We start from the raw sequence: 17,763 nt of genomic DNA on the forward strand, positions 1-17,763 counted from the left end.
GGCCGAACGAGGTCGCGAAGCTGGGCCCGCAGCAGGCCACCGAGCCGGGGCGGCGACGTTCGCGGCGCGCGCTGCTGGTGCCCGTCATCGTCCCGGTCATCATCTCGATGGGCACGGCGACCGTCCTGCTCATCGACCGCGGCCCCGGCAGCGCCGACGCCCACACGCCGCCCGGTGGCCAGCCGGTCGTCACGACGGCCCCGGTGACGCCGGGCGTGACCGGCACGTCGGGCGCGGACACCTCGGTGCCGTCGTCCGCGCCGGCCACGACGGCCGCCGCGACCCCGTCCCCGACCGACACCCAGGGTGCCACGGCAGGTCCCAACCAGCCGCCGAACCAAGGCAATCAGCCGCAGCCCCCCGCCCCGGCGAACGGCGCCGGCGGCGCCGGTGCGGGCGGAAACGGAGCCGGTGGCGCCGCGGGCGGCAACGGCGCGGCGTCGGGCGGCGGCAGGGGTGCCGGTGGCGCGGTCGGCGGTGGCGCGGCGGGTGGTGGCGCCGCGGCCGGTGGTGCGTCCGGCGGGCAGTCGAACCCGTCCGGTGGTGGGGGCGCCGGTGGTGGCGGAGCCGGCGGTACGGGCAACCAGCCCGCCAACAACGGTAATTCGCAGCCCCAGCCCGGTGGCGCGGTGGGCGGCGCGGCGGCGGGTGGCGGCTCTCCGTCCGGTGGCGGTTCGCCCTCGGGCGGCGGTTCGGCCTCGACGCCGACGCAGTCCAGGCCGGCCGGGTGCGGCGGCGCCGACTGGGTGAACATCGTCAACGTGCAGTACGGCCTCCCGCTCGGGCTGCAGAACGACAACCTGTCGGCCGGCAACCTGGCGGTCCTGGGCGGTGCTTCGCAGTACGGCTGGATCGGCACGCTCGGCGCGGGCAACTACACCACCTACAACGCCTGCAACAAGGGTGGCCCGGTGCTCGTCCAGAACATGGACGGAATGGGCCCGAACACGACCGCCACCGTCGGGCTGAACCCCGGATGGAGCCCTCTGACCGCGTGGGTCGTCCGGTCGGCGGGCGCCGCGGGTACGTACACGCTCGCGGAGAACGGCGGCGCGCGGTGCCTGACCGCCAACGGGTCGGGCAGCCCCGTCACCATGACGAACTGCACCGACGGCCTCGCGGCGCAGCAGTGGCGGCTCACGAGTGGCTGACGTCGCCGGGGCCGGGGAGCAGCGGGACGGCTGCAGCGAAGACGAACTGCCGCTGCCCGTCGGCGGAATGACGATCAGTGTGCGAACGCGCAGGGACGTCGTGGTCGTCGACCCGGAGCGCTTCCTGGCCGCGGCCCGGGCCGCGTTCCGAGAGGTGTACCCGGGCACGAGCGAGGAGGACGCCCACCGTGACGTCCGGGACGTGGTGGACGCGGCCGCCGTCCTGCTGGAGCGCGACGGCGTTCTCGCGCCCGGCCTGCGGGACGCCGGTGCAAGCGCGTGCGGGCCGTTCCCCGGCCTGCGCGTCCTCGACCGCCCCGACGGCCTCTCCCCAGCGGGCGAACTCCAGCAGATCGTCCTCGACGACCCGGAGCCCTTGCAGGACATCATGCTCTTCCAACTCGGCCAGGGCCGCGATCTGTTCGCGCTCCCGCCGACCGAATCAACCGGACCGACCGGACCGACCGAACCAACCGGATCAACCGAGTCAACCGAGCCGACCGAATGACCGGACGGGCGTGGCCCGCGCCGCTACACCCGCCCGGGCAGTGGAACCTCCGGGCACCTCGGCGGGCTCATTGGTGCGGACCAGCGGACGAAATCCCCGCTGATCCCCAACTCCGCGACTGCGCACCGGAGTCGGGCGAACACGCAGGTCCCGGCCGCTAGCAGACGCCTCGACCGCGAACAAGCGCGGCCGGTGGCGGGACCTCGCCAAGCGGATGTCAAGGTTCCGTATCGGAAGTTTTACAGACATGTAAAACTCGCCCGGCGGCCCGTCATGTCCGGGCCGCAGGGGGGTCGGTGCGGCATCGGTGCAGGCCGGTGGGCATCGTTCGGGTGGCAACTCACTGCAAGGGTGGGCGAAATGAGCGGCTTTGCCCGCGTCGTCGAGCGTTCATCGGGCTGGCGGGACCTGGCCACTTGGTGAGGCAGACCTGTCAAAAAGCTTGTCGGGTTGTCATGCTTTTCGCCAGCCCCCACCGGTAGCCCCCACCCCCACCCCTCGGTGGTCTGCCGCTCGATTCGCAACGGGGCCCAGTACGTCAGTGCCCGTCCCGCCCCACAGGTGCCGACCCCGGCCCCCGGGACGCGGTGCGACCGCGCAACGACGCGGTTTCCCGGAAGGACTCGTACGTGAAGCGAAAGCTCGCAGCCGTCGCCGTGCTCTCGGCCACGGCCCTGCTGACCGGCGTGATCCAGGTGAGCACCACGGCCGCGCAGGCCGTCCAGGCCCCCGCGCTGCAGGCGCAGGCCGCCCACCAGCACGCCGCCGTGCTCGCGGTGGCGAACGGCGAGGCCGAGCCGCTGGCCAAGCAGCTCGCCCTCGGCGACCAGGAGAAGCTGGTCGCCAAGGACGCGGTGATCGACGCCGACGGCACCCGCCACCTCCGCTTCGAGCGGACCTACGCCGGCCTGCCCGTCATCGGCGGCGACCTGGTGGTCCACCAGGCCAAGGACGGCGCGGTCAAGTCCGTGAACAAGGCGGTCGCGGCGCAGGTGAGCCTGCCGAGCCTCACTCCGCGGATCCCGGCCGACAAGGCCGCCGACAACGCGGCCGGCGCGGTGCGCGCGACCGTGGGCGTCACGCTGGACGAGGACGAGTCCCCGATGGCCGACGTGCACCAGGCCGGTGCCGCCGAACTGGTCGTCTGGGCGACCGACGGCAACCCGCGCCTGGCCTACCGGGTCCAGGTCGAGGGCACCCGCGCCGACGGCACCCCGAGCCGCCAGGTCCTCGTCACCGACGCGGCCACCGGCGCGGTGCTGTCGACCCACGAGAAGATCGAGACCGCGGCCGGCACCGGCAACGGCGTCTTCGTCGGCAACGTCCAGCTCAACACCACCCAGAGCGGGTCCTCGTACTCGCTCAAGGACGCCTCGCGCGGCGGCCAGTCCACCAGCGACATGAACAACGGCACCGCCGGCAACGGCTCGCTGTTCGCCAACACCAGCAACAACTTCGGCGACGGCACCGTGGGCAACCGCGAATCCGCCGCCGTGGACGCCCAGTTCGGCGCCGCGACCACGTGGGACTTCTACAAGTCCACCTTCAACCGCAACGGCATCCGCAACGACGGTGTCGGCGCCGCGAGCCGCGTCCACTACGGCTCGAACTACGTCAACGCGTTCTGGAGCGACGACTGCTTCTGCATGACGTACGGCGACGGCCAGGGCGACACCCACCCGCTCACCGAGATCGACGTGGCCGGCCACGAGATGACGCACGGCGTCACCGCCGCGACCGCCGCGCTCAACTACTCCGGTGAGTCCGGCGGCCTCAACGAGGCCACCTCCGACATCATGGGCACGATGGTCGAGTTCTACGCCAACCTGCCCTCGAACCCGCCGAACTACTGGATCGGCGAGCTCATCAACCTGCGCGGGGACGGCAGCCCGCTGCGCTACATGGACCAGCCGAGCAAGGACGGCCGCTCGGCCGACTACTGGTCCGCCGACGTCGGCAACCTCGACGTGCACTTCTCGTCGGGTGTGGCGAACCACTTCTTCTACCTGCTGTCCGAGGGCAGCGGCGCGAAGACGATCAACGGGTTCAGCTACAACAGCCCGACGTACGACGGCTCGACGCTCTCGGGCATCGGGCGCGACAAGGCGGCCCAGATCTGGTACCGCGCGCTGACCACCTACTTCACCTCCACCACCGACTACGCGGGCGCCCGTGCGGGCACCCTCAGCGCGGCGACCGACCTGTACGGCGCGGGCAGCGCCGAGTACAACGCGGTCGCGGCGGCGTGGACCGCAGTGAACGTCAACTGATGTCACGTCAGATCGACTGCGGCCGCGGTGCGGTGACAGTAGTGCGGTGACGCAGGCGTAGCGAAACAGGCGCAGTGGCGCAAAGGCACTGGCGTCAAGGCAGTGGCGCAGGAGGGGACGCGGTGTTCCCGGCGGGGGCGGCGGTGGGATGACCACCGGCGCCCCCGCTGCTCGTTCACGCGGTGGGTGACGCGGCCTTCGCGGGAGCGGGCGCCGGCGGCGTCGAGTGCCGGCGGCGGAAGCGGTGCTCGGTCGCGGTGCAGGCGGTGAGGACGAGTGCGGTCGCCGCTGCCGTCGCCGTGACGGCGAATGGCGCGCCCGGGGTGAAGTGGTCGGCCGCCCAGCCGCTGAGGAAGGTGCCCGCCGACTGGGCCAGGATGAGCGCGCTGACCAGTGCCGCCATCGCCTCGCCGAGACGGGCGGCCGGCACCGTGCGCTCGACCAGGCCGAACATCGTGATCATCTGCGGCGCGACGGCGACCCCGAGGAACCCGACGGCCGCGGTGAGGGCCGTCAGGCTCCCGTCCGCGAACAGCAGGACGCACGAGGAGGTGAACAGCAGGGCCGTGCCCGCCCGCAGGCGCGGCGGCAGGCCCCAGTGGGCGGGCAGTGAGGCGGTGGCGATGCCGGCGAACGCACTCGTGCAGCCCAGGAAGCCGTACAGCAGCCCGGCGGCGCCCGGGCGGCCCAGGGCCTCGGTGGTGGCGGTGATGCCGACCTGGACCGAGCCGAAGCACGCGCCCAGCAGGGCCATCCCGGCCATGAGGAGGACGTAGGGCGTGGTGAACAGGCGCTCGGCGGAACGGGATTGGGGGTGGACCGGGGCCGGTATGCCGGGCGCGGCGGTCGGGTGCAGGGCGAACAGGGTGGCGCAGACGCCGGACAGGACGGCCGCGGTGAGCATTCCGGCGGACGGGGAGACGGCGGTGGCGAGCACACCGACGAGGGCGGGGCCGGCGGTGAAGCTCACCTCGTCGACGATCCCGTCCAGCGACAGCATGGCCGAGGTCAACTCCGGCCGGCCGGCGGACAGTCGCACCCAGCGGCTGCGCGACAGCGGGCCGACCAGTGGGACCGACAGGCCGGTCAGCGCGGCGGGCGCGATCTGCCAGCCGAGCGCGAGCCCGCGCTCGGAGGCGGCGACCAGGGCGACCAGGGCCGCGGCGTTGACCAGGGCGGCGGCCAGCCCGACGGTGCGCTGCCCGCGCCGGTCCGCGAGCCGTCCGACGATCGGACCGCCGATCGCCTGACCGCCCGCCAGGGCCCCGGCCACCAGCGAACCGGACCACACGCTGCCGGTGTTCCGGCTGACCAGCAGCAGGGTGCCGATCGGGCTCATCGCGTTCGGCAGCCGGCCGAGCAGGGACCACAGCAGCACCCGGCCCCCGGTCAGCTGCGTCGCCATGCGGAAGTTCACGGCCACGGACACGGAGCAGGCCTCCTCAGTGGAGCCGGTCCGGGCGCCCGCCTCCCGCCTCCGGCCCGACCAGGTGACAGCGACCCGCGGGTGAGCCTAGACCGTAGAGGTGGCGGCGGCCTGCCGGTAATCGTCCGATCACCCGGCGGAGTCGAGGGGCGGGGGGAGGGCGCTTGGAGGAGTGACCAAGGCGGTGGGGGGACGGCGGACGGCGAACCCGACCGCCCGTCAACTGCCCGCGAGGTCCTTCCGGATCTGGTCGAGGACCAGCCCGGCCCCCGTGTACCCGATGCCGAGCATCCACAGCCCGTCGTCCACCTGGAACACCCGGCCGTTGCGTACCGCGTCGAGGTCCTTCCACAGTGCGCCGCCGAGGATATTCGGCTGATCGGACTTCGCCGCGTCCCCGTACACCGAGTAGAAGATGACGTCGGCCGCGGCCTGGTCCACCTGCTCGGGGCTGATCTCCAGCGAGAACCCGGGCTTGTCCTGGTTGGCGGGCCGGCCGACCCCTAGGTCCTTGAACAGCGAGCCGACGAACGTGTCGTTCAGGTAGAGCCTGGTCGGCGCGCCGGCGAGGAAGCGCGCCATCTCGACCCTGGTGGAAGCGGCCTTGGCGGGTCCGCCGAGCGCGGTGACGAGCTCCCGCACCTTCGCCAGGTACGCCGCCTCGGCCGCTGCCGCCTCCGACTGCCGTCCCAGCGCCTCGGCGTGCAGCCGGACGTTCTCCTTCCAGGCCGGCCCGGTGGTCTTGGACAGCACCGTCGGCGCGATCTTGGACAGCTGCTCGTACCGCTTGTCGTCGCGCACCTGGTTGCTCAGGATGAGGTCCGGCCGCAGTGCGGCGATCGCCTCGAGGTTGGGCTGGCCGATGGCGCCGACGGCCTTCGTCCCCGCGAGCCGGTCGGCGGGGAGGTAGGCGGGGAAGCCCGCGCCCTCGGTGACGGTGGTCGCGCCGACCGGGGCGATCCCGAGGGTGACGGCCGAGTCGAGTGCGTCCGTGTCCAGCACGACCACGCGGGATGCCCTGGCCGGCACGGTGCTCTCGCCGCGCGCGTGCCGAACCGTCCGAGTACCGGCCGAACTCGGCGACGGTGAGGGAGCGTTGGACCCGCAGGCGGCGAGGGCGAGGCCCGGGGCGAGTCCGGCGGCGAGACCGAGGGCGGCACGGCGGGTCGGGTGTCCGGGCATGGGCGGTTCCTCCGGCGGCGGGCCAACGGGCGGACAGGGCGCGGGAATTCCTGCCCCTCCCGCATACGCGCTACGCCTCGGAGTCGCCGCCTGTGCTGTCGCCTTCGGTGCCGGCCGGGCTTCCGTCCTCGTCCTCGCCCTTGTCCTCGCTCTCGTCCTCGCCGCCGTTCTCCCGCCGGTGGCGCAGCAGTTCGTCGTACTCGGCGTTCACGCGGCGGTCCATCGCGATCGCGAACTGGGCGTCCACGACCGTCCGGGCCAGTGGCCGGACCCGCAGGATGCGTTCGGTGAGCCGGGCGGCCTCGCCGGGCGGCAGCGGGGAGTCGGCGGACAGCGCGCCGAGGATGTGATCGGTGACGACGTCGATGAAGATCTCGGCGACGGCGTCGACGTGCGCCTGGGTGCGCCGGCTGGCGTCCAGGACGGCCGACAGCGGCACGCCCTCCGCGACCAGCGCGGTCGTGGCGTCCATCAGGCGGCGGCTGATGTGGGTGATGCCGTCGTCGGTGACGGTGATGTAGCCCTGGGCGAGGGATTCGGCGGTGTTCTCGTCGGTGAGCTGGTCGCCGAAGGTGTCCTTGAGCTCGTCCCAGGTCAGGCGCACCGGGGTCTCGTCCGACCAGGGCGCGATGATGGCCGCCTCCAGGCCGATCAGCCCGGCGACGTCCCGCCCGCTCTCGCCGGCGCCGATGAGTTCGGTGATGCCGCCGAGGGTGTGCCCGCGTTCGAGCAGTTCGCCGATCATGCGCAGGCGCGCGAGGTGCTCCTCGCCGTACCAGGCGATCCGGCCCTCCTTGCGCGGCGGCTGGAGCAGCTTGCGCTCGCGGTAGAAGCGCAGTGTGCGGGTGGTGATGCCGGCCGCTTCGGCCAGTTCCTCCACCCGGTACTCGCGTTTTCTGTCGTCCGCAGCAGCTCTGGCCTTGTCCACGGCGATCAGCATAGGACCGTCCGCCGGGGATGCCGCCGGAACCGGGGCGGTCGCCCTTCTTCCCACCGCCGTCGGCAGGGGCTACCCTGCCAATCGTGCCAGTGATTGCTGGCATGGTTGGCAGGGATTCCGGGCAGAACGTCCGGGAGAGTTCCTCTTGGCGGAGAGCACGCGACCGCCCCCCCACCCTCAGGAGGACGCCGCATGGCATCCAGCACCAAGCGCCCCCGACCCGGCGCGTCCGCCACCCCGGAGGCGTCCGAGGCTCCCGGCGCCGTAGACGGGGCTGACGCGTCCGGCGCGTCCGACGCGTCCGAGGTCGCCGAGCCGGAAGCGGCCGAGCCGGAAGCAGCCGAGGAGGTCGGCGTGCCCGTCCCGCACGTCCGGGTCGCGGTCGTCGGCGCCGGCTTCGGCGGCCTGGGTACCGCCGTCCGGCTGCGCCGGGCCGGGATCACGGACTTCGTCGTCCTGGAGCGCGCCGACTCGGTCGGCGGCACGTGGCGCGACAACAGCTACCCCGGGTGCGCCTGCGACGTTCCCTCGCACCTCTACTCCTTCTCCTTCGCGCCCAACCCCGAGTGGCCGCGCAGCTTCTCCGGCCAGCCCGACATCCGCGCTTACCTGGAGAAGGTCGCCACCGTCTTCCGCCTCCGCCCCCACCTGCGCTTCAATGCCGAGGTGCTGGAAGCGCGTTGGGAGAGCGAGCACACGCGCTGGCGGATCACCACCACGGCGGGCCAGTGGACCGCCGACGCCATCGTCTCCGCGTCCGGCCCGCTCGCCGACCCGCAGATCCCCGACCTGCCGGGCCTGAGCGGCTTCACCGGCAAGGTGTTCCACTCCTCCCGCTGGGACCACGACTACGACCTGACCGGCAAGCGCGTCGCCATGGTCGGCACCGGCGCCTCCGCCGCCCAGATCATCCCGTCGATCCAGCCGCGGGTCGGCAAACTGACGGTCTTTCAGCGCACGCCCGCCTGGGTCCTGCCGCGCCGCGACCGCGAGATCACCCAGCTGGAGAAGTGGCTCCACGGCCGCTTCCCGGTGACGGGCAAGCTCCGCCGCGGCACGCTCTTCGCGCTCCGCGAGCTCCAGGTCGACGCCTTCGTCCGCCGGCCCGGGCTGCTGCGCGCCGTCCAGCGGCTCGCCGAACACCACATCGCCCAAGGCGTCGCCGACCCCGCGCTGCGCGCCAAACTCACGCCGGACTACCGGATCGGCTGCAAGCGCATCCTGCTCAGCAACACGTACTACCCGGCGCTCGCCGCCGCCAACACCGAGGTCGTCGCCTCCGGCCTGCGCGAAGTGCGCGGCTCCACGCTGGTCGCGGCCGACGGCAGCGAGCACGAGGTGGACGCCATCGTCTTCGGCACCGGCTTCCACGTCACCGACATGCCCATCGGCGCACGGGTGTTCGGCGCGAACGGCACCAGCCTCGCCGAGGAGTGGAAGGAGGGCATGGAGGCGCTGCGCGGCTCGACCGTGCACGGCTTCCCGAACCTGTTCTTCGTGATCGGCCCCAACACCGGCCTCGGCAACAGCTCGATGATCCTCATGATCGAGTCCCAGCTGAACTACGTCGTCGACGCGCTCACCACCCTCGACTCGATCGGCGCCGCCGCCATGCAGCCGACCATCCGCGCCCAGCGCCAGTGGAACCTCGAACTCCAGCACCGGATGGACCGCACCGTGTGGTCCACCGGTGGCTGCCGCAGCTGGTACCAGGACGAGAGCGGCAAGAACACCGTGCTGTGGCCCGGTTCCACCACCGCGTTCCGCCGCGCCACCCGCAAGGTCGACCTCGGCGAGTACGAGCTCATCATGCGCACGACGCCGGCCACCGCGTCCGCCTCGGTGCAGACCCCGGCCGTCCAGGGGGTGGGCGCATGAGCGAACGAAGTGAGCGAATCATCAGAAGGTGCGCATGGGCGAATGCCCCTGCCGAGCGAAGCGAGGTGGGTGCATGAGTCCCCAGCTTTCCCCCGACTGCGTTCCGCCCACGCCCGTCGAGGAGTTGGCCGTCCGTTCCGCCGACGGGCTGCGCCTGCACGTCGAGGTCCACGGCCAGCCCGGAGCGCCGACCATCGTGCTCGCCCACGGCTGGACCTGCTCGACCGCCTTCTGGGCACCGGTGATCCGCCAACTCTCCGACCGCTACCGGGTGGTGGCCTACGACCAGCGCGGCCACGGACACAGCGAGATCCCGCCGAGCGCGGCCCGCTACTCGACCCGGGCGCTCGCCGACGACCTGACCGCCGTGCTCGCCCGGACCGTCCCGGCGGGGGAGCGGGCCGTCCTCGCGGGCCACAGCATGGGCGGGATGACCATCATGGCCGCCGGCGGGCGTCCCGAGGTCGCCGAACGGACCGCCGCCGCCGTCCTCGTCTCCACCGGACCCGGACGGCTCCTCGACGAACTCGCCGTCGTGCCCGAGTCGTTCCGCCCGGCCGGGCTGCGCCGCTTCCTCCACCGCCGGCTGCTCTACTCCCGCATGCCGCTCGGACCGGTCTCGGCGGTCAGCCGCGCCGCGCTCAAGTACGCGACGATGGGGCCGGATTCGGCCGCCGGCCGGGTCGAGGCGACGGCCCGGATCGTGCACGCCTGCCCGACCACCGTCCGCGCGCGCTGGGCGGGTGTCCTCGGACGGCTGGACGTCTTCGCCGGGCTCGGCCGCATCGCCGCGCCGACGTCGGTCATCGCCGGCACCGCGGACCGCCTGACGCCGCCGGTCCACGCCCACCGCATGGTCGCCGAACTCGGCGACCCGCAGGGGCTGTTGCTGCTGCCGGGAGTCGGCCACATGTCGCCGCTGGAGCGGCCTGTCGAGGTCGCGGCCGAGATCCACCGGATGGCCGCGGCCCACCTGACGGCGGAGAGCCGCCGCGCTGCCGGTTCCGTACCTGGTCCTGCCGCTGAGCCCGAGTCCGAGAGGAGCGTCGTCGCATGAACGCCATCCCGTCGCTGTCCGCCCAGGTCGTCGTCGTCACGGGGGCCGCCCGTGGGGTCGGCGCGTCCCTCGCGCGCAAGCTCGCGCGGCGCGGCGCGAAGGTCGCGCTGCTCGGACTGGAACCGGCCGAACTCAAGGATGTCGCCGCCCAGTGCGGCCCGTCCGCGACCACGTGGGAGGTCGACGTCACCGACCTCGACGCGCTCACCGACGCCGCCCGGCGGATCAAGGAGCACTACGGCCGGATCGACACCGTCGTCGCCAACGCCGGGATAGCCATCGGCGGGCCGCTGGCGGACAGCGACCACCAGGCGTTCACGCGGGTGATCGAGGTCAACCTGCTGGGCAGTGTGGCCACCGCGCGGGCGTTCCTCCCCGCCCTCGTCGAGAGCCGCGGCTACCTGCTCCAGATCGCCTCGCTCGCCGCACTGACCCCGTCGCCGCTGATGAGCGCGTACTGCGCGAGCAAGTCGGGGGTGGAGGCGTTCGCCCACTCGCTCCGCGGCGAGGTCGCCTACCAGGGGGTCAAGGTGGGGGTGGGATACCTGAGTTGGACCGACACCGACATGGTGCGCGGCGCCGACGAGGACCCCGTCCTCAAGCAGATGCGCGGCCGGCTGCCGTGGCCGGCCAACAAGACCTACCCGCTGGAGCCGGCGGTGGAGCGGATCGTGGCCGGCATCGCCCGTCGCTCCGCGCACGTCTACGCCCAGGCCTGGCTGCGGGGCATGCAGCCGGTCCGCTGGTTGCTGCCGAGCCTCATCGCAGTCGTGGGCTCCCGGGACGTGGCCAAGCTCGCCCCTCAGCTCGCCGCGACCGCCGCCTCCCGCCTGCGCGCGGTCGGCGCCGGTGGAGCGGCCGACACGGTGGCGCGCAGCAGCGACAGCGGTGCGCGGGCGGACGGGTAACAGCCGACAGCTGACGGCTGACAGATAACAGCTGACAGATAACAGATTTCGAAATCTGTTATCTGTCAGCTGTTCGCCGTCGCCCGTCCGTTGTCCGTCCGCCGTCACTCCAGCATCTCCTCCGGCGTGCCGCGGGCGATCCGGGCGAGCGTTCCGAGAGCGTGGGCCAGGACCGGGACCGGTGGTGACGCGAGGCCGACCCGGACGGCGGACGGGGTGACCCGCGGGTCGACGGCGAAGGCGGCGGCCGGTGTGATCGCGATGCTCTCGCGTGCCGCGGCCGCCACGAAGGTCTCAGCCCGCCAGGCCGGCGGCAGCTCCCACCACAGGTAGTACGAGCACGGGTCCGAGCGCAGTTGCTGCCCCGCCAGTGCCTCCCGTGCGAGCAACTGGCGCGCCGTCGCGTCCGCGCGCTTCGCCGCCTCGACCGCCGCGACGGCTCCATCCCCGACCCATCGCACGACCGCCTCCAGCGCGAACCCGCTCGGTGTCCAGCCACCGGAGCGCAGCGCGGCGGCCATCCGGTCGCGGAACGCGCTCGGCACAATGGCGAACCCGGTGGTCAGGCCCGGGGCCAGGCGCTTGGAAACGCTGTCCACCAGGATCGTGCGCTCCGGCAGCAGGGCGGCGAGGGGCGTGAGGTCGGGTCGCAGGAAGGACCAGATCGCGTCCTCGACGACGGGCAGGTCGAGCCGGCGCACCTCGTCCGCGAGGGCTGCCCGGCGCTCCGGAGGGAGGCTGCCGCCGAGAGGGTTCTGCAAGCGGGGCTGGAGGTAGACGGCGCTCAGTGGCGCGCCGCGGTGGGCGGTGGTGGCGGCGCCGGGGAGGATGCCGTGTTCGTCGACGGCCATCGGCACCAGCGTGATGCCCAACCGCTGGGCGACGGCCTTGACCACGGGATACGTGAGCGCTTCGACGCCGAGCCGCCCGCCGGGCGGTACGAGCGCGGAGAGTGCTCCGGCGACCGCCTGCCGCCCGCTGCCCGCGAAGAGCACGTCCTCGGGAGACGCCTGCCACGAAGGCGGGTTGCCGGACCCGGAGGCCAGCCGGGCGAACGCGTGGCGGGCCGCGGCCGTCCCGGCGGCTCCCACCGGGCGCAGCGCGGCGTCGAGGGCGTCCGCCCGCAGCATCGGCGCGAGCGCGGTGCCGAGTAGCGACTGCTCGGGAACGGCCGGGTAGTTGAGCTCCAGGTCGACGGGTGCTCCGGCTGGTTCGGCCAACGGGACGTACGGGCCGGGCGCCCGCTGATCGGCCCGTACGAAGGTGCCGCGGCCGACTTCGCCGGTGGTGAGCCCGCGTCGGGCCAGTTCACGGTAGACGCGTCCGGCCGTCGAGGCGGCGATGCCGCGGCTGCGCGCGAAGGCACGCTGGGTGGGGAGCTGTTCGCCGGGCCGCAGCCGTCCGTCGGTGATCGCGGTGGAGATCTCGTCGGCGATGAGCCGGTAGTCGTCCATCGGCGTGCCCTTCCGGTTGGCCGGGGTCGGCGGTATTGTGCGGATTGCACCGAGTGCAAAGTCATCATTGCATTGAGTCCGGGGCGCGGCCTAGCCTCCTCGCATGGATCTGTTCATCCCTGTCGTCGCCCCGCACGCCCTGCTCGGAATCGCCGCCGTGGCGCTGGGCATGGTCCTCTCCCCCGGGCCCAACATGATCTACCTGGTCTCACGCTCGATCGCCCAGGGGCGGCGGGCCGGCCTGGTGTCGCTGACCGGGGTCGCGGCGGGCTTCCTGGTCTACCTCGGGGCGGTGACGGTGGGGGTCGCGGCGGTGTTCACGGTGGTGCCGGCGCTGTACACGGCGATCAAGCTCGCCGGGGCCGGGTACCTGCTGTGGCTCGCCTGGAAGGCCGTCAAGCCGGGTGGCGCGCCCGTCTTCGCGCCGCAGCAGTTGCCGCACGACTCGCCGCGCAAGCTCTTCGGGATGGGCTTCCTGACCTGTTTGCTCAACCCCAAGATCGCCATCATGTACCTGTCCCTGCTGCCCCAGTTCGTGGAGCCGGAGCGCGGGCACGTCGCCGCCCAGAGCCTGGTGCTCGGCCTCACCCAGATCGTCGTGGCGGTCACCGTCAACGGGCTGATAGCCGCGAGCGCGGGCAGCATCGCGTCCTTCCTCAACCGCCGCCCGGCCTGGCTCCGGATCCAGCGCTACGCGATGGGCACGGTTCTCGGCGGGCTCGCGCTGCACATCGCAGCGGACCGGGCGAAGGCGGTCGCGGTCTGAGGGGGCCCGCCGCGGGCACCCGCTCACCGCCTGCCTGCCACCTCCGTCAGCACGCCGTACCCCGCCTGCACGAACCGCCCGTCCATCGTCGGTCCGGTATTGGCGAGCGCGGCGACGGCCGTCTCCGTCTGGGGCGAGAAGCCGGCGAATGCGGTGAACCCGCGGGTGGCGCCGGAATGGAAGAACAGATCCCGGCTGCCCGCCCGCCGGTGCTTCCAGACCAGGCACACCTCGTCGCCGGACACCGGCAGCCGCAGCCGTGGCAGCTGCACCTCCCGCAGCGCCGCGCCCGACTCTCCGTCCAGCTCGCCGTCCGATGTGCCGACATGCGCCCGCAGGAAGCGCAACACGTCCGCGCCGCTGGCCCGGAGCGCGCCCGCGCCCGGCAGGCCGGGCATATTCCAGGGCGGTAGCGCCCGGCCGTGCCGGTGCCCGATGGCGCGGTCCGGAGAGTCCGGCGCGCAGGTCACCGTCGGCAACCCCAGGGGCCGGCCGATTCGTTCGACGAGGAGTTCGGCGTACGGCGCGCCGCCCGTTTCGGCGAGGAGGCGGCCGAGCAGTGCGACGCCGTAGTTGGAGTACCCGTACCGGCTTCCGGGCCTGGTGCGGAGGCTGGTTCGGGCTACCGCCTTCCTCAACTGCTGCTCGCCGAACGCCGCGTACGGGTTGCTGTACCAGGCCGGAACGGCGCCTGCGAGCAGGCCGGGCGGAAGGCGGTGGAGGCCCGACGTGTGCGTGGCCAGGTGGAGGAGGCGGATCGGGCCGCCCGATCGGACGGCCAACGGTCGCCAGGAGCGCGGGAGATGGGCCTCGACCGGGTCGTCCAGCGAGAGTTCACCGCGTGCGGCCATCGTCGCCAGCAGCAGTGCGGTGAACGTCTTGGTGACGGAGCCGAGTTCGAAGACGGTGTCGGGCGTGCAGTCGGGAGCGGTCGGGGCAATCCCAAGCCGCCCGTGGCACCGCACCGACTCCCAACTCCCTTTCGCCACCGCCAGCGTGACGGCCGTCGCCGACGCACCGGCCGCCTCGACCAGGGCGCGAAGCTGTCCGTCCACCCAGTCCACCCAGTCCACGCAGTCCATCGCGTCCACCCGGTTCACGCCGCCACCGGCGTGCCGCCGAGCGCCCGCGACAGGGTGACGGTGGCGGCCACCACCCCCACCACGGCGGTGTGTTGGTGGTCCCGAAAGGCCCGTTCGGGGTCCTCGTCGACCGGTTCGGAGTCGCGCGGCAGCAGCCCGTCAGCGAGCTGCGCGGTGGCCAGGGCGTCCCAGCCCTGCCGTCCGGTGGCCGGTTCGCCGATGCACGCGTCGACGGCGAGCAGTTCGGCGGCGAGGTCCCACTGCCCGATCTCCAGCCAGACGTCGAGCCAGACCGGCAGCCAGTCGCGGACGTAGGCGTGCACCGGTTCCGGCAGGCCGTCCGGCCGGGCGCCCCAGTCGGTGAGGTGGAAGACGGTGTGGGTGATCCGGTAGGCGGTCATCCAGTCGACGGCCCACGGTTCCGGCGTGGCGCCGAGCCAGGTGCCGGCGGCGAGTGCCGCCCAGTCCGGCCGGTCGGCGAGCCCGACGATCCGGCGGGCGTTGGCGACGGCGAGCCGTCGGTTGGGTTCGGTCTCGACGGCGTGGACCGCCCGCAGCCGGCCGAGCGAGCCGAGCAGTTCCTCCATCGCGGCGTGCCGGTGACCGGCCCGGGCGAAGTGGGCGTACATCTCCAGCGGGTCGGTCATCGTGAGGTGGCGCAGCTGCCGTTCGTACAGGAGGTCGCCATCGCGCACCTGCTCCCAGGCGAAGTCGAGGAGGCCGCGCGCGGTGCGCGTGTCGCCGGGACCGGTGACGCCGTCGCGCAGGACGAGGGAGGCGGCGAGGGCGAGTTCGCCGAGCGGCTTGTAGGCGTCGTTGGGGTCGGCGAGGTCGACGACGGTGCTGTCGGGAAGCCGGCCGAACCCGTTCCGGCGCCCGGCGTCCAGCCAGTCCAGCGCGCGCGATCCGATGCGTTGCGCGGTGGCGAGCACGCGTGTGTCGGCTGTCATGGCGCGGCCGTCATGGCGCGGGCCTCGCGCTCGTCAATGCTGTCGGACCAGCCAACAGGCGCTCGGCGATGGCGAGTTCGAGCAGCGTGCGGGCACTTCCGTCGCCGGTCAGACGGATCCGTTCCAGCACGGGCTCGACTTCCAGCCGCAGCGGGCGGCCGTCGGCCCGGGCCCACGCGAGCCAGCGGGCGAGCCGGGTGGCGGTGCGCAGGTCCCGGCGCAGCATCGAGCGGGTGGCGCCGCGCGCGAGGTCGAGGGTGTGGGCGCGGGCGAGGTCGTGCACGGGGCCGTCGAGGCCGGGCAGGGCGAGCGAGGACAGCTGCGCCATGCGGACGGACCACGTCTGCCAGCCGTTCGGCCCCTGGCCTGGGCGCGGGCTCGGATGCGGTACGGCGGCGGGGAGTTGAACGGCGTCACCGCCGTACGCCCGCACGCCATCCGCTGTGCGCACCAGCAGCGCCGACACCGCCCAGTCCTGCCAGGCGATGACGAGGCAAGCATCGGCGGAGGGGGATTGGGGTGAACTATCCAACGAGTCAGTCGAGTTGACGTCGGCGGCGGCCGGCGGCGGGAAGACCCGTCGAGCCTCGGCCAGCAGTCGGGCCGTCGGTTCGTCCAGCCGATCCGAGGGAAAACCCGGGCGGGGAGAGAAGTCGGGGCGTAACAGCCGAGGAGCGAACAGATCCACCCCGAGCACGCGCGCCGCAGCGAGGACGGCTGTCGGGACGGTGCCGTCGGGGTCGGTGAGCAAGGAGGCCAGCAGCCCGTCCGGTTCCGGGTACGCGCCCGCCCCCGAAGCCGCACCCCCGGCGTCCCGGAGGGCGTCGAGGGTCCGGCGGGCCATCCGCTCGACGGCCGCGGCGTACTCGTCGCGCAGTGGTGTCTCGGCGAATGGCATGGTGCGCTGGTCCTCCTTCCGGAGCCCGGGAGGACTCACAGGGGAATTCACGAACGCGGCGGGCCGCAGGGGCCGGCGGACCTACCGGCTCGGCCGCTCCTCGGGCCGCTTGGGGCTCGGCTCCTTGGGCGACAGCAGGAGCAGCACCGCGCCCAGGGCCTCGGGGCGGTACGTGGGCGCGTCGGTCACGACGGCCTCGTCCTCCACCATCAGGCTCGCGAGTGTGACGGCCTCGGCCGGCGTCGCACTGGGTGACACCGGGGCGGCCGTTTCGGTCCGGAACTGAGTAAGCATCAGGCATGCCTCCTCACGCGGATGTCATCACCCGGTTGGGCGATGCCCCTGTCCGACCTTACGAGCCGGGCCGGGGCCCTGCATCCGCAGCCCGCTGAGCAGGGACGTTGCCCTGGGTGTGGGCCCGGTTGCGGCGAGTCGGTACGGTCGGGGCATGACCACAGCCTTGATCACCGGCGCGACCGCCGGCATCGGAGCCGCGTTCGCGCGCCGGCTCGCCCGCGGCGGCTACCGGCTCGTCCTGGTGGCCCGCGACACCGAGCGCCTGGAGCGCACCGCCGCCGACCTGCAGGTGAAGTACGGCGTCGAGACGGAGGTGCTGACCGCCGACCTCGCGACCGACGAGGGCATCGGCGCCGTCGAGGCGCGCCTGGCCGACGCCGCCCGCCCGGTGGACCTGCTCGTCAACAACGCGGGCTTCGGCAACCGCGGCGCCTTCCTCACCGTCCCGCTCCAGGACGAGCTGGACATGCTGAAGGTGCACGTCGAGGCGATCCTGCGGCTGACGACGGCCGCGCTGCCCGGGATGCGCGACCGCGGCCGGGGCGCGATCATCAACGTCGCCTCGGTGGCCGCCTTCCTGCCGCGCGGGACGTACGGCGCGAGCAAGGCGTGGGTGGTGAGCTTCACCCAGGGGGTGCTGCGCGACCTCGGCGGCAGCGGCGTGCGGATGATGGCGCTGTGCCCCGGCTTCACGCGGACCGAGTTCCACGAACGCGCCGGCATGGGCACCGGCAACATCCCGTCCTGGTCCTGGCTGTCGGCCGAGCGGGTCGTGGAGGAGGCGCTGCAGGACCTCGGGCGCGGCCGGTCGGTGTCGGTGCCGGGCAAGCGGTACAAGCTCGCGGTGGCGCTCGCCCGGGTGCTGCCGTCCGGGAAGCTGGGCGGGCTCTCCAACAAGGCGGCGCGGACCTACCGGACGAACTGAGGCCGGACGACGGGAGACGGACGGGCGGTCGGTCGGCCGCAGCACGCCAGCGGGCGGAGGCATGCAGGCAC

At 73.1% G+C, this 17,763-nt stretch carries 15 protein-coding genes and 1 pseudogene; 8 read left to right on the forward strand and 8 right to left on the reverse strand.

All coding sequences use genetic code 11. The features are described from left to right. The 3 genes and pseudogenes from AB0O00_RS07510 to AB0O00_RS07520 all read left to right on the forward strand — a co-directional run. Positions 1 to 1,151: pseudogene (locus AB0O00_RS07510) on the forward strand (hypothetical protein); the annotation flags it as partial. After that, positions 1,144 to 1,659, forward strand: a complete 516-nt coding sequence (locus AB0O00_RS07515; RefSeq protein ID WP_363649164.1) for a hypothetical protein — start codon at positions 1,144 to 1,146, stop codon at positions 1,657 to 1,659. The pseudogene AB0O00_RS07510 and the gene AB0O00_RS07515, both read left to right, overlap by 8 nt. Before the next feature lie 629 nt (positions 1,660 to 2,288). Then, on the forward strand, positions 2,289 to 3,929 hold the full coding sequence (locus AB0O00_RS07520; protein WP_363649165.1) for a M4 family metallopeptidase: 1,641 nt from the start codon (positions 2,289 to 2,291) through the stop codon (positions 3,927 to 3,929). A gap of 175 nt (positions 3,930 to 4,104) precedes the next feature. On the opposite strand, the gene AB0O00_RS07525 is transcribed toward AB0O00_RS07520, so the two are convergent. The 3 genes from AB0O00_RS07525 to AB0O00_RS07535 form a co-directional block, all read right to left on the reverse strand. Next, positions 4,105 to 5,358 (reverse strand): MFS transporter, encoded by a 1,254-nt coding sequence (locus tag AB0O00_RS07525; protein WP_363649166.1) that lies wholly within the window; start codon positions 5,356 to 5,358, stop codon positions 4,105 to 4,107. Positions 5,359 to 5,574: 216 nt separating this feature from the next. Beyond that, complete coding sequence (locus AB0O00_RS07530) at positions 5,575 to 6,537, reverse strand: iron-siderophore ABC transporter substrate-binding protein (RefSeq protein WP_363649167.1); 963 nt, start codon at positions 6,535 to 6,537, stop codon at positions 5,575 to 5,577. 70 nt (positions 6,538 to 6,607) lie between these two features. Further along, positions 6,608 to 7,465: a MerR family transcriptional regulator gene (locus AB0O00_RS07535; RefSeq protein WP_363649168.1), complete on the reverse strand. Its 858-nt coding sequence runs from the start codon at positions 7,463 to 7,465 to the stop codon at positions 6,608 to 6,610. A gap of 204 nt (positions 7,466 to 7,669) precedes the next feature. On the opposite strand from AB0O00_RS07535, the gene AB0O00_RS07540 reads away from it, so the two are divergent. From AB0O00_RS07540 to AB0O00_RS07550, 3 genes are all read left to right on the forward strand, one after another. After that, positions 7,670 to 9,355: an NAD(P)/FAD-dependent oxidoreductase gene (locus AB0O00_RS07540; protein WP_363649169.1), complete on the forward strand. Its 1,686-nt coding sequence runs from the start codon at positions 7,670 to 7,672 to the stop codon at positions 9,353 to 9,355. A gap of 73 nt (positions 9,356 to 9,428) precedes the next feature. Beyond that, entirely contained in the window at positions 9,429 to 10,412 is a 984-nt protein-coding gene (locus AB0O00_RS07545; protein WP_363649170.1) for an alpha/beta hydrolase, read from the forward strand. Beyond that, positions 10,409 to 11,320, forward strand: coding sequence for an SDR family oxidoreductase (locus AB0O00_RS07550; protein ID WP_363649171.1), 912 nt, complete (start codon positions 10,409 to 10,411; stop codon positions 11,318 to 11,320). Before AB0O00_RS07545 ends, AB0O00_RS07550 begins: the two co-directional genes overlap by 4 nt. 104 nt (positions 11,321 to 11,424) lie before the next feature. Here the strand turns inward: AB0O00_RS07550 and AB0O00_RS07555 are convergent, their stop codons facing one another. Further along, positions 11,425 to 12,774 (reverse strand): PLP-dependent aminotransferase family protein, encoded by a 1,350-nt coding sequence (locus AB0O00_RS07555; RefSeq protein ID WP_363649172.1) that lies wholly within the window; start codon positions 12,772 to 12,774, stop codon positions 11,425 to 11,427. Positions 12,775 to 12,877: 103 nt separating this feature from the next. Here AB0O00_RS07555 and AB0O00_RS07560 point away from each other — a divergent pair, with 103 nt between their 5' ends. Further along, positions 12,878 to 13,540, forward strand: a complete 663-nt coding sequence (locus AB0O00_RS07560; RefSeq protein WP_363649173.1) for a LysE family translocator — start codon at positions 12,878 to 12,880, stop codon at positions 13,538 to 13,540. Between the two features lie 23 nt (positions 13,541 to 13,563). Here the strand turns inward: AB0O00_RS07560 and AB0O00_RS07565 are convergent, their stop codons facing one another. The 4 genes from AB0O00_RS07565 to AB0O00_RS07580 form a co-directional block, all read right to left on the reverse strand. Beyond that, positions 13,564 to 14,640 carry a serine hydrolase domain-containing protein gene (locus AB0O00_RS07565; protein ID WP_363649174.1) on the reverse strand — a complete coding sequence of 359 codons (1,077 nt, stop codon included), beginning with the start codon at positions 14,638 to 14,640 and terminating at the stop codon, positions 13,564 to 13,566. After that, positions 14,637 to 15,572 (reverse strand): hypothetical protein, encoded by a 936-nt coding sequence (locus tag AB0O00_RS07570; RefSeq protein ID WP_363649175.1) that lies wholly within the window; start codon positions 15,570 to 15,572, stop codon positions 14,637 to 14,639. The genes AB0O00_RS07565 and AB0O00_RS07570 overlap by 4 nt, the downstream gene beginning before the upstream one ends. Before the next feature lie 10 nt (positions 15,573 to 15,582). Continuing rightward, positions 15,583 to 16,470 (reverse strand): hypothetical protein, encoded by an 888-nt coding sequence (locus AB0O00_RS07575; protein WP_363649176.1) that lies wholly within the window; start codon positions 16,468 to 16,470, stop codon positions 15,583 to 15,585. Positions 16,471 to 16,551: 81 nt separating this feature from the next. Next, entirely contained in the window at positions 16,552 to 16,764 is a 213-nt protein-coding gene (locus tag AB0O00_RS07580; RefSeq protein WP_363649177.1) for a hypothetical protein, read from the reverse strand. A 154-nt stretch (positions 16,765 to 16,918) separates the two neighbouring features. Here AB0O00_RS07580 and AB0O00_RS07585 point away from each other — a divergent pair, with 154 nt between their 5' ends. After that, positions 16,919 to 17,692: an SDR family oxidoreductase gene (locus AB0O00_RS07585; RefSeq protein WP_363649178.1), complete on the forward strand. Its 774-nt coding sequence runs from the start codon at positions 16,919 to 16,921 to the stop codon at positions 17,690 to 17,692. The last annotated feature ends 71 nt before the right edge of the window (positions 17,693 to 17,763 follow it).

Source organism: Kitasatospora sp. NPDC093558, assembly GCF_040683475.1.
In the GTDB taxonomy this organism is placed as follows: Bacteria; Actinomycetota; Actinomycetes; order Streptomycetales; family Streptomycetaceae; genus Kitasatospora.

Coding starts and splice junctions, on each gene's coding strand:
- AB0O00_RS07585 (WP_363649178.1), top strand. CDS start 16,919: ATGACCACAGCCTTGATCACCGGCGCGACCGCCGGCATCGGAGCCGCG.
- AB0O00_RS07570 (WP_363649175.1), bottom strand. CDS start 15,572: ATGACAGCCGACACACGCGTGCTCGCCACCGCGCAACGCATCGGATCG.
- AB0O00_RS07575 (WP_363649176.1), bottom strand. CDS start 16,470: ATGCCATTCGCCGAGACACCACTGCGCGACGAGTACGCCGCGGCCGTC.
- AB0O00_RS07550 (WP_363649171.1), top strand. CDS start 10,409: ATGAACGCCATCCCGTCGCTGTCCGCCCAGGTCGTCGTCGTCACGGGG.
- AB0O00_RS07555 (WP_363649172.1), bottom strand. CDS start 12,774: ATGGACGACTACCGGCTCATCGCCGACGAGATCTCCACCGCGATCACC.
- AB0O00_RS07545 (WP_363649170.1), top strand. CDS start 9,429: ATGAGTCCCCAGCTTTCCCCCGACTGCGTTCCGCCCACGCCCGTCGAG.
- AB0O00_RS07530 (WP_363649167.1), bottom strand. CDS start 6,537: ATGCCCGGACACCCGACCCGCCGTGCCGCCCTCGGTCTCGCCGCCGGA.
- AB0O00_RS07560 (WP_363649173.1), top strand. CDS start 12,878: ATGGATCTGTTCATCCCTGTCGTCGCCCCGCACGCCCTGCTCGGAATC.
- AB0O00_RS07580 (WP_363649177.1), bottom strand. CDS start 16,764: ATGCTTACTCAGTTCCGGACCGAAACGGCCGCCCCGGTGTCACCCAGT.
- AB0O00_RS07540 (WP_363649169.1), top strand. CDS start 7,670: ATGGCATCCAGCACCAAGCGCCCCCGACCCGGCGCGTCCGCCACCCCG.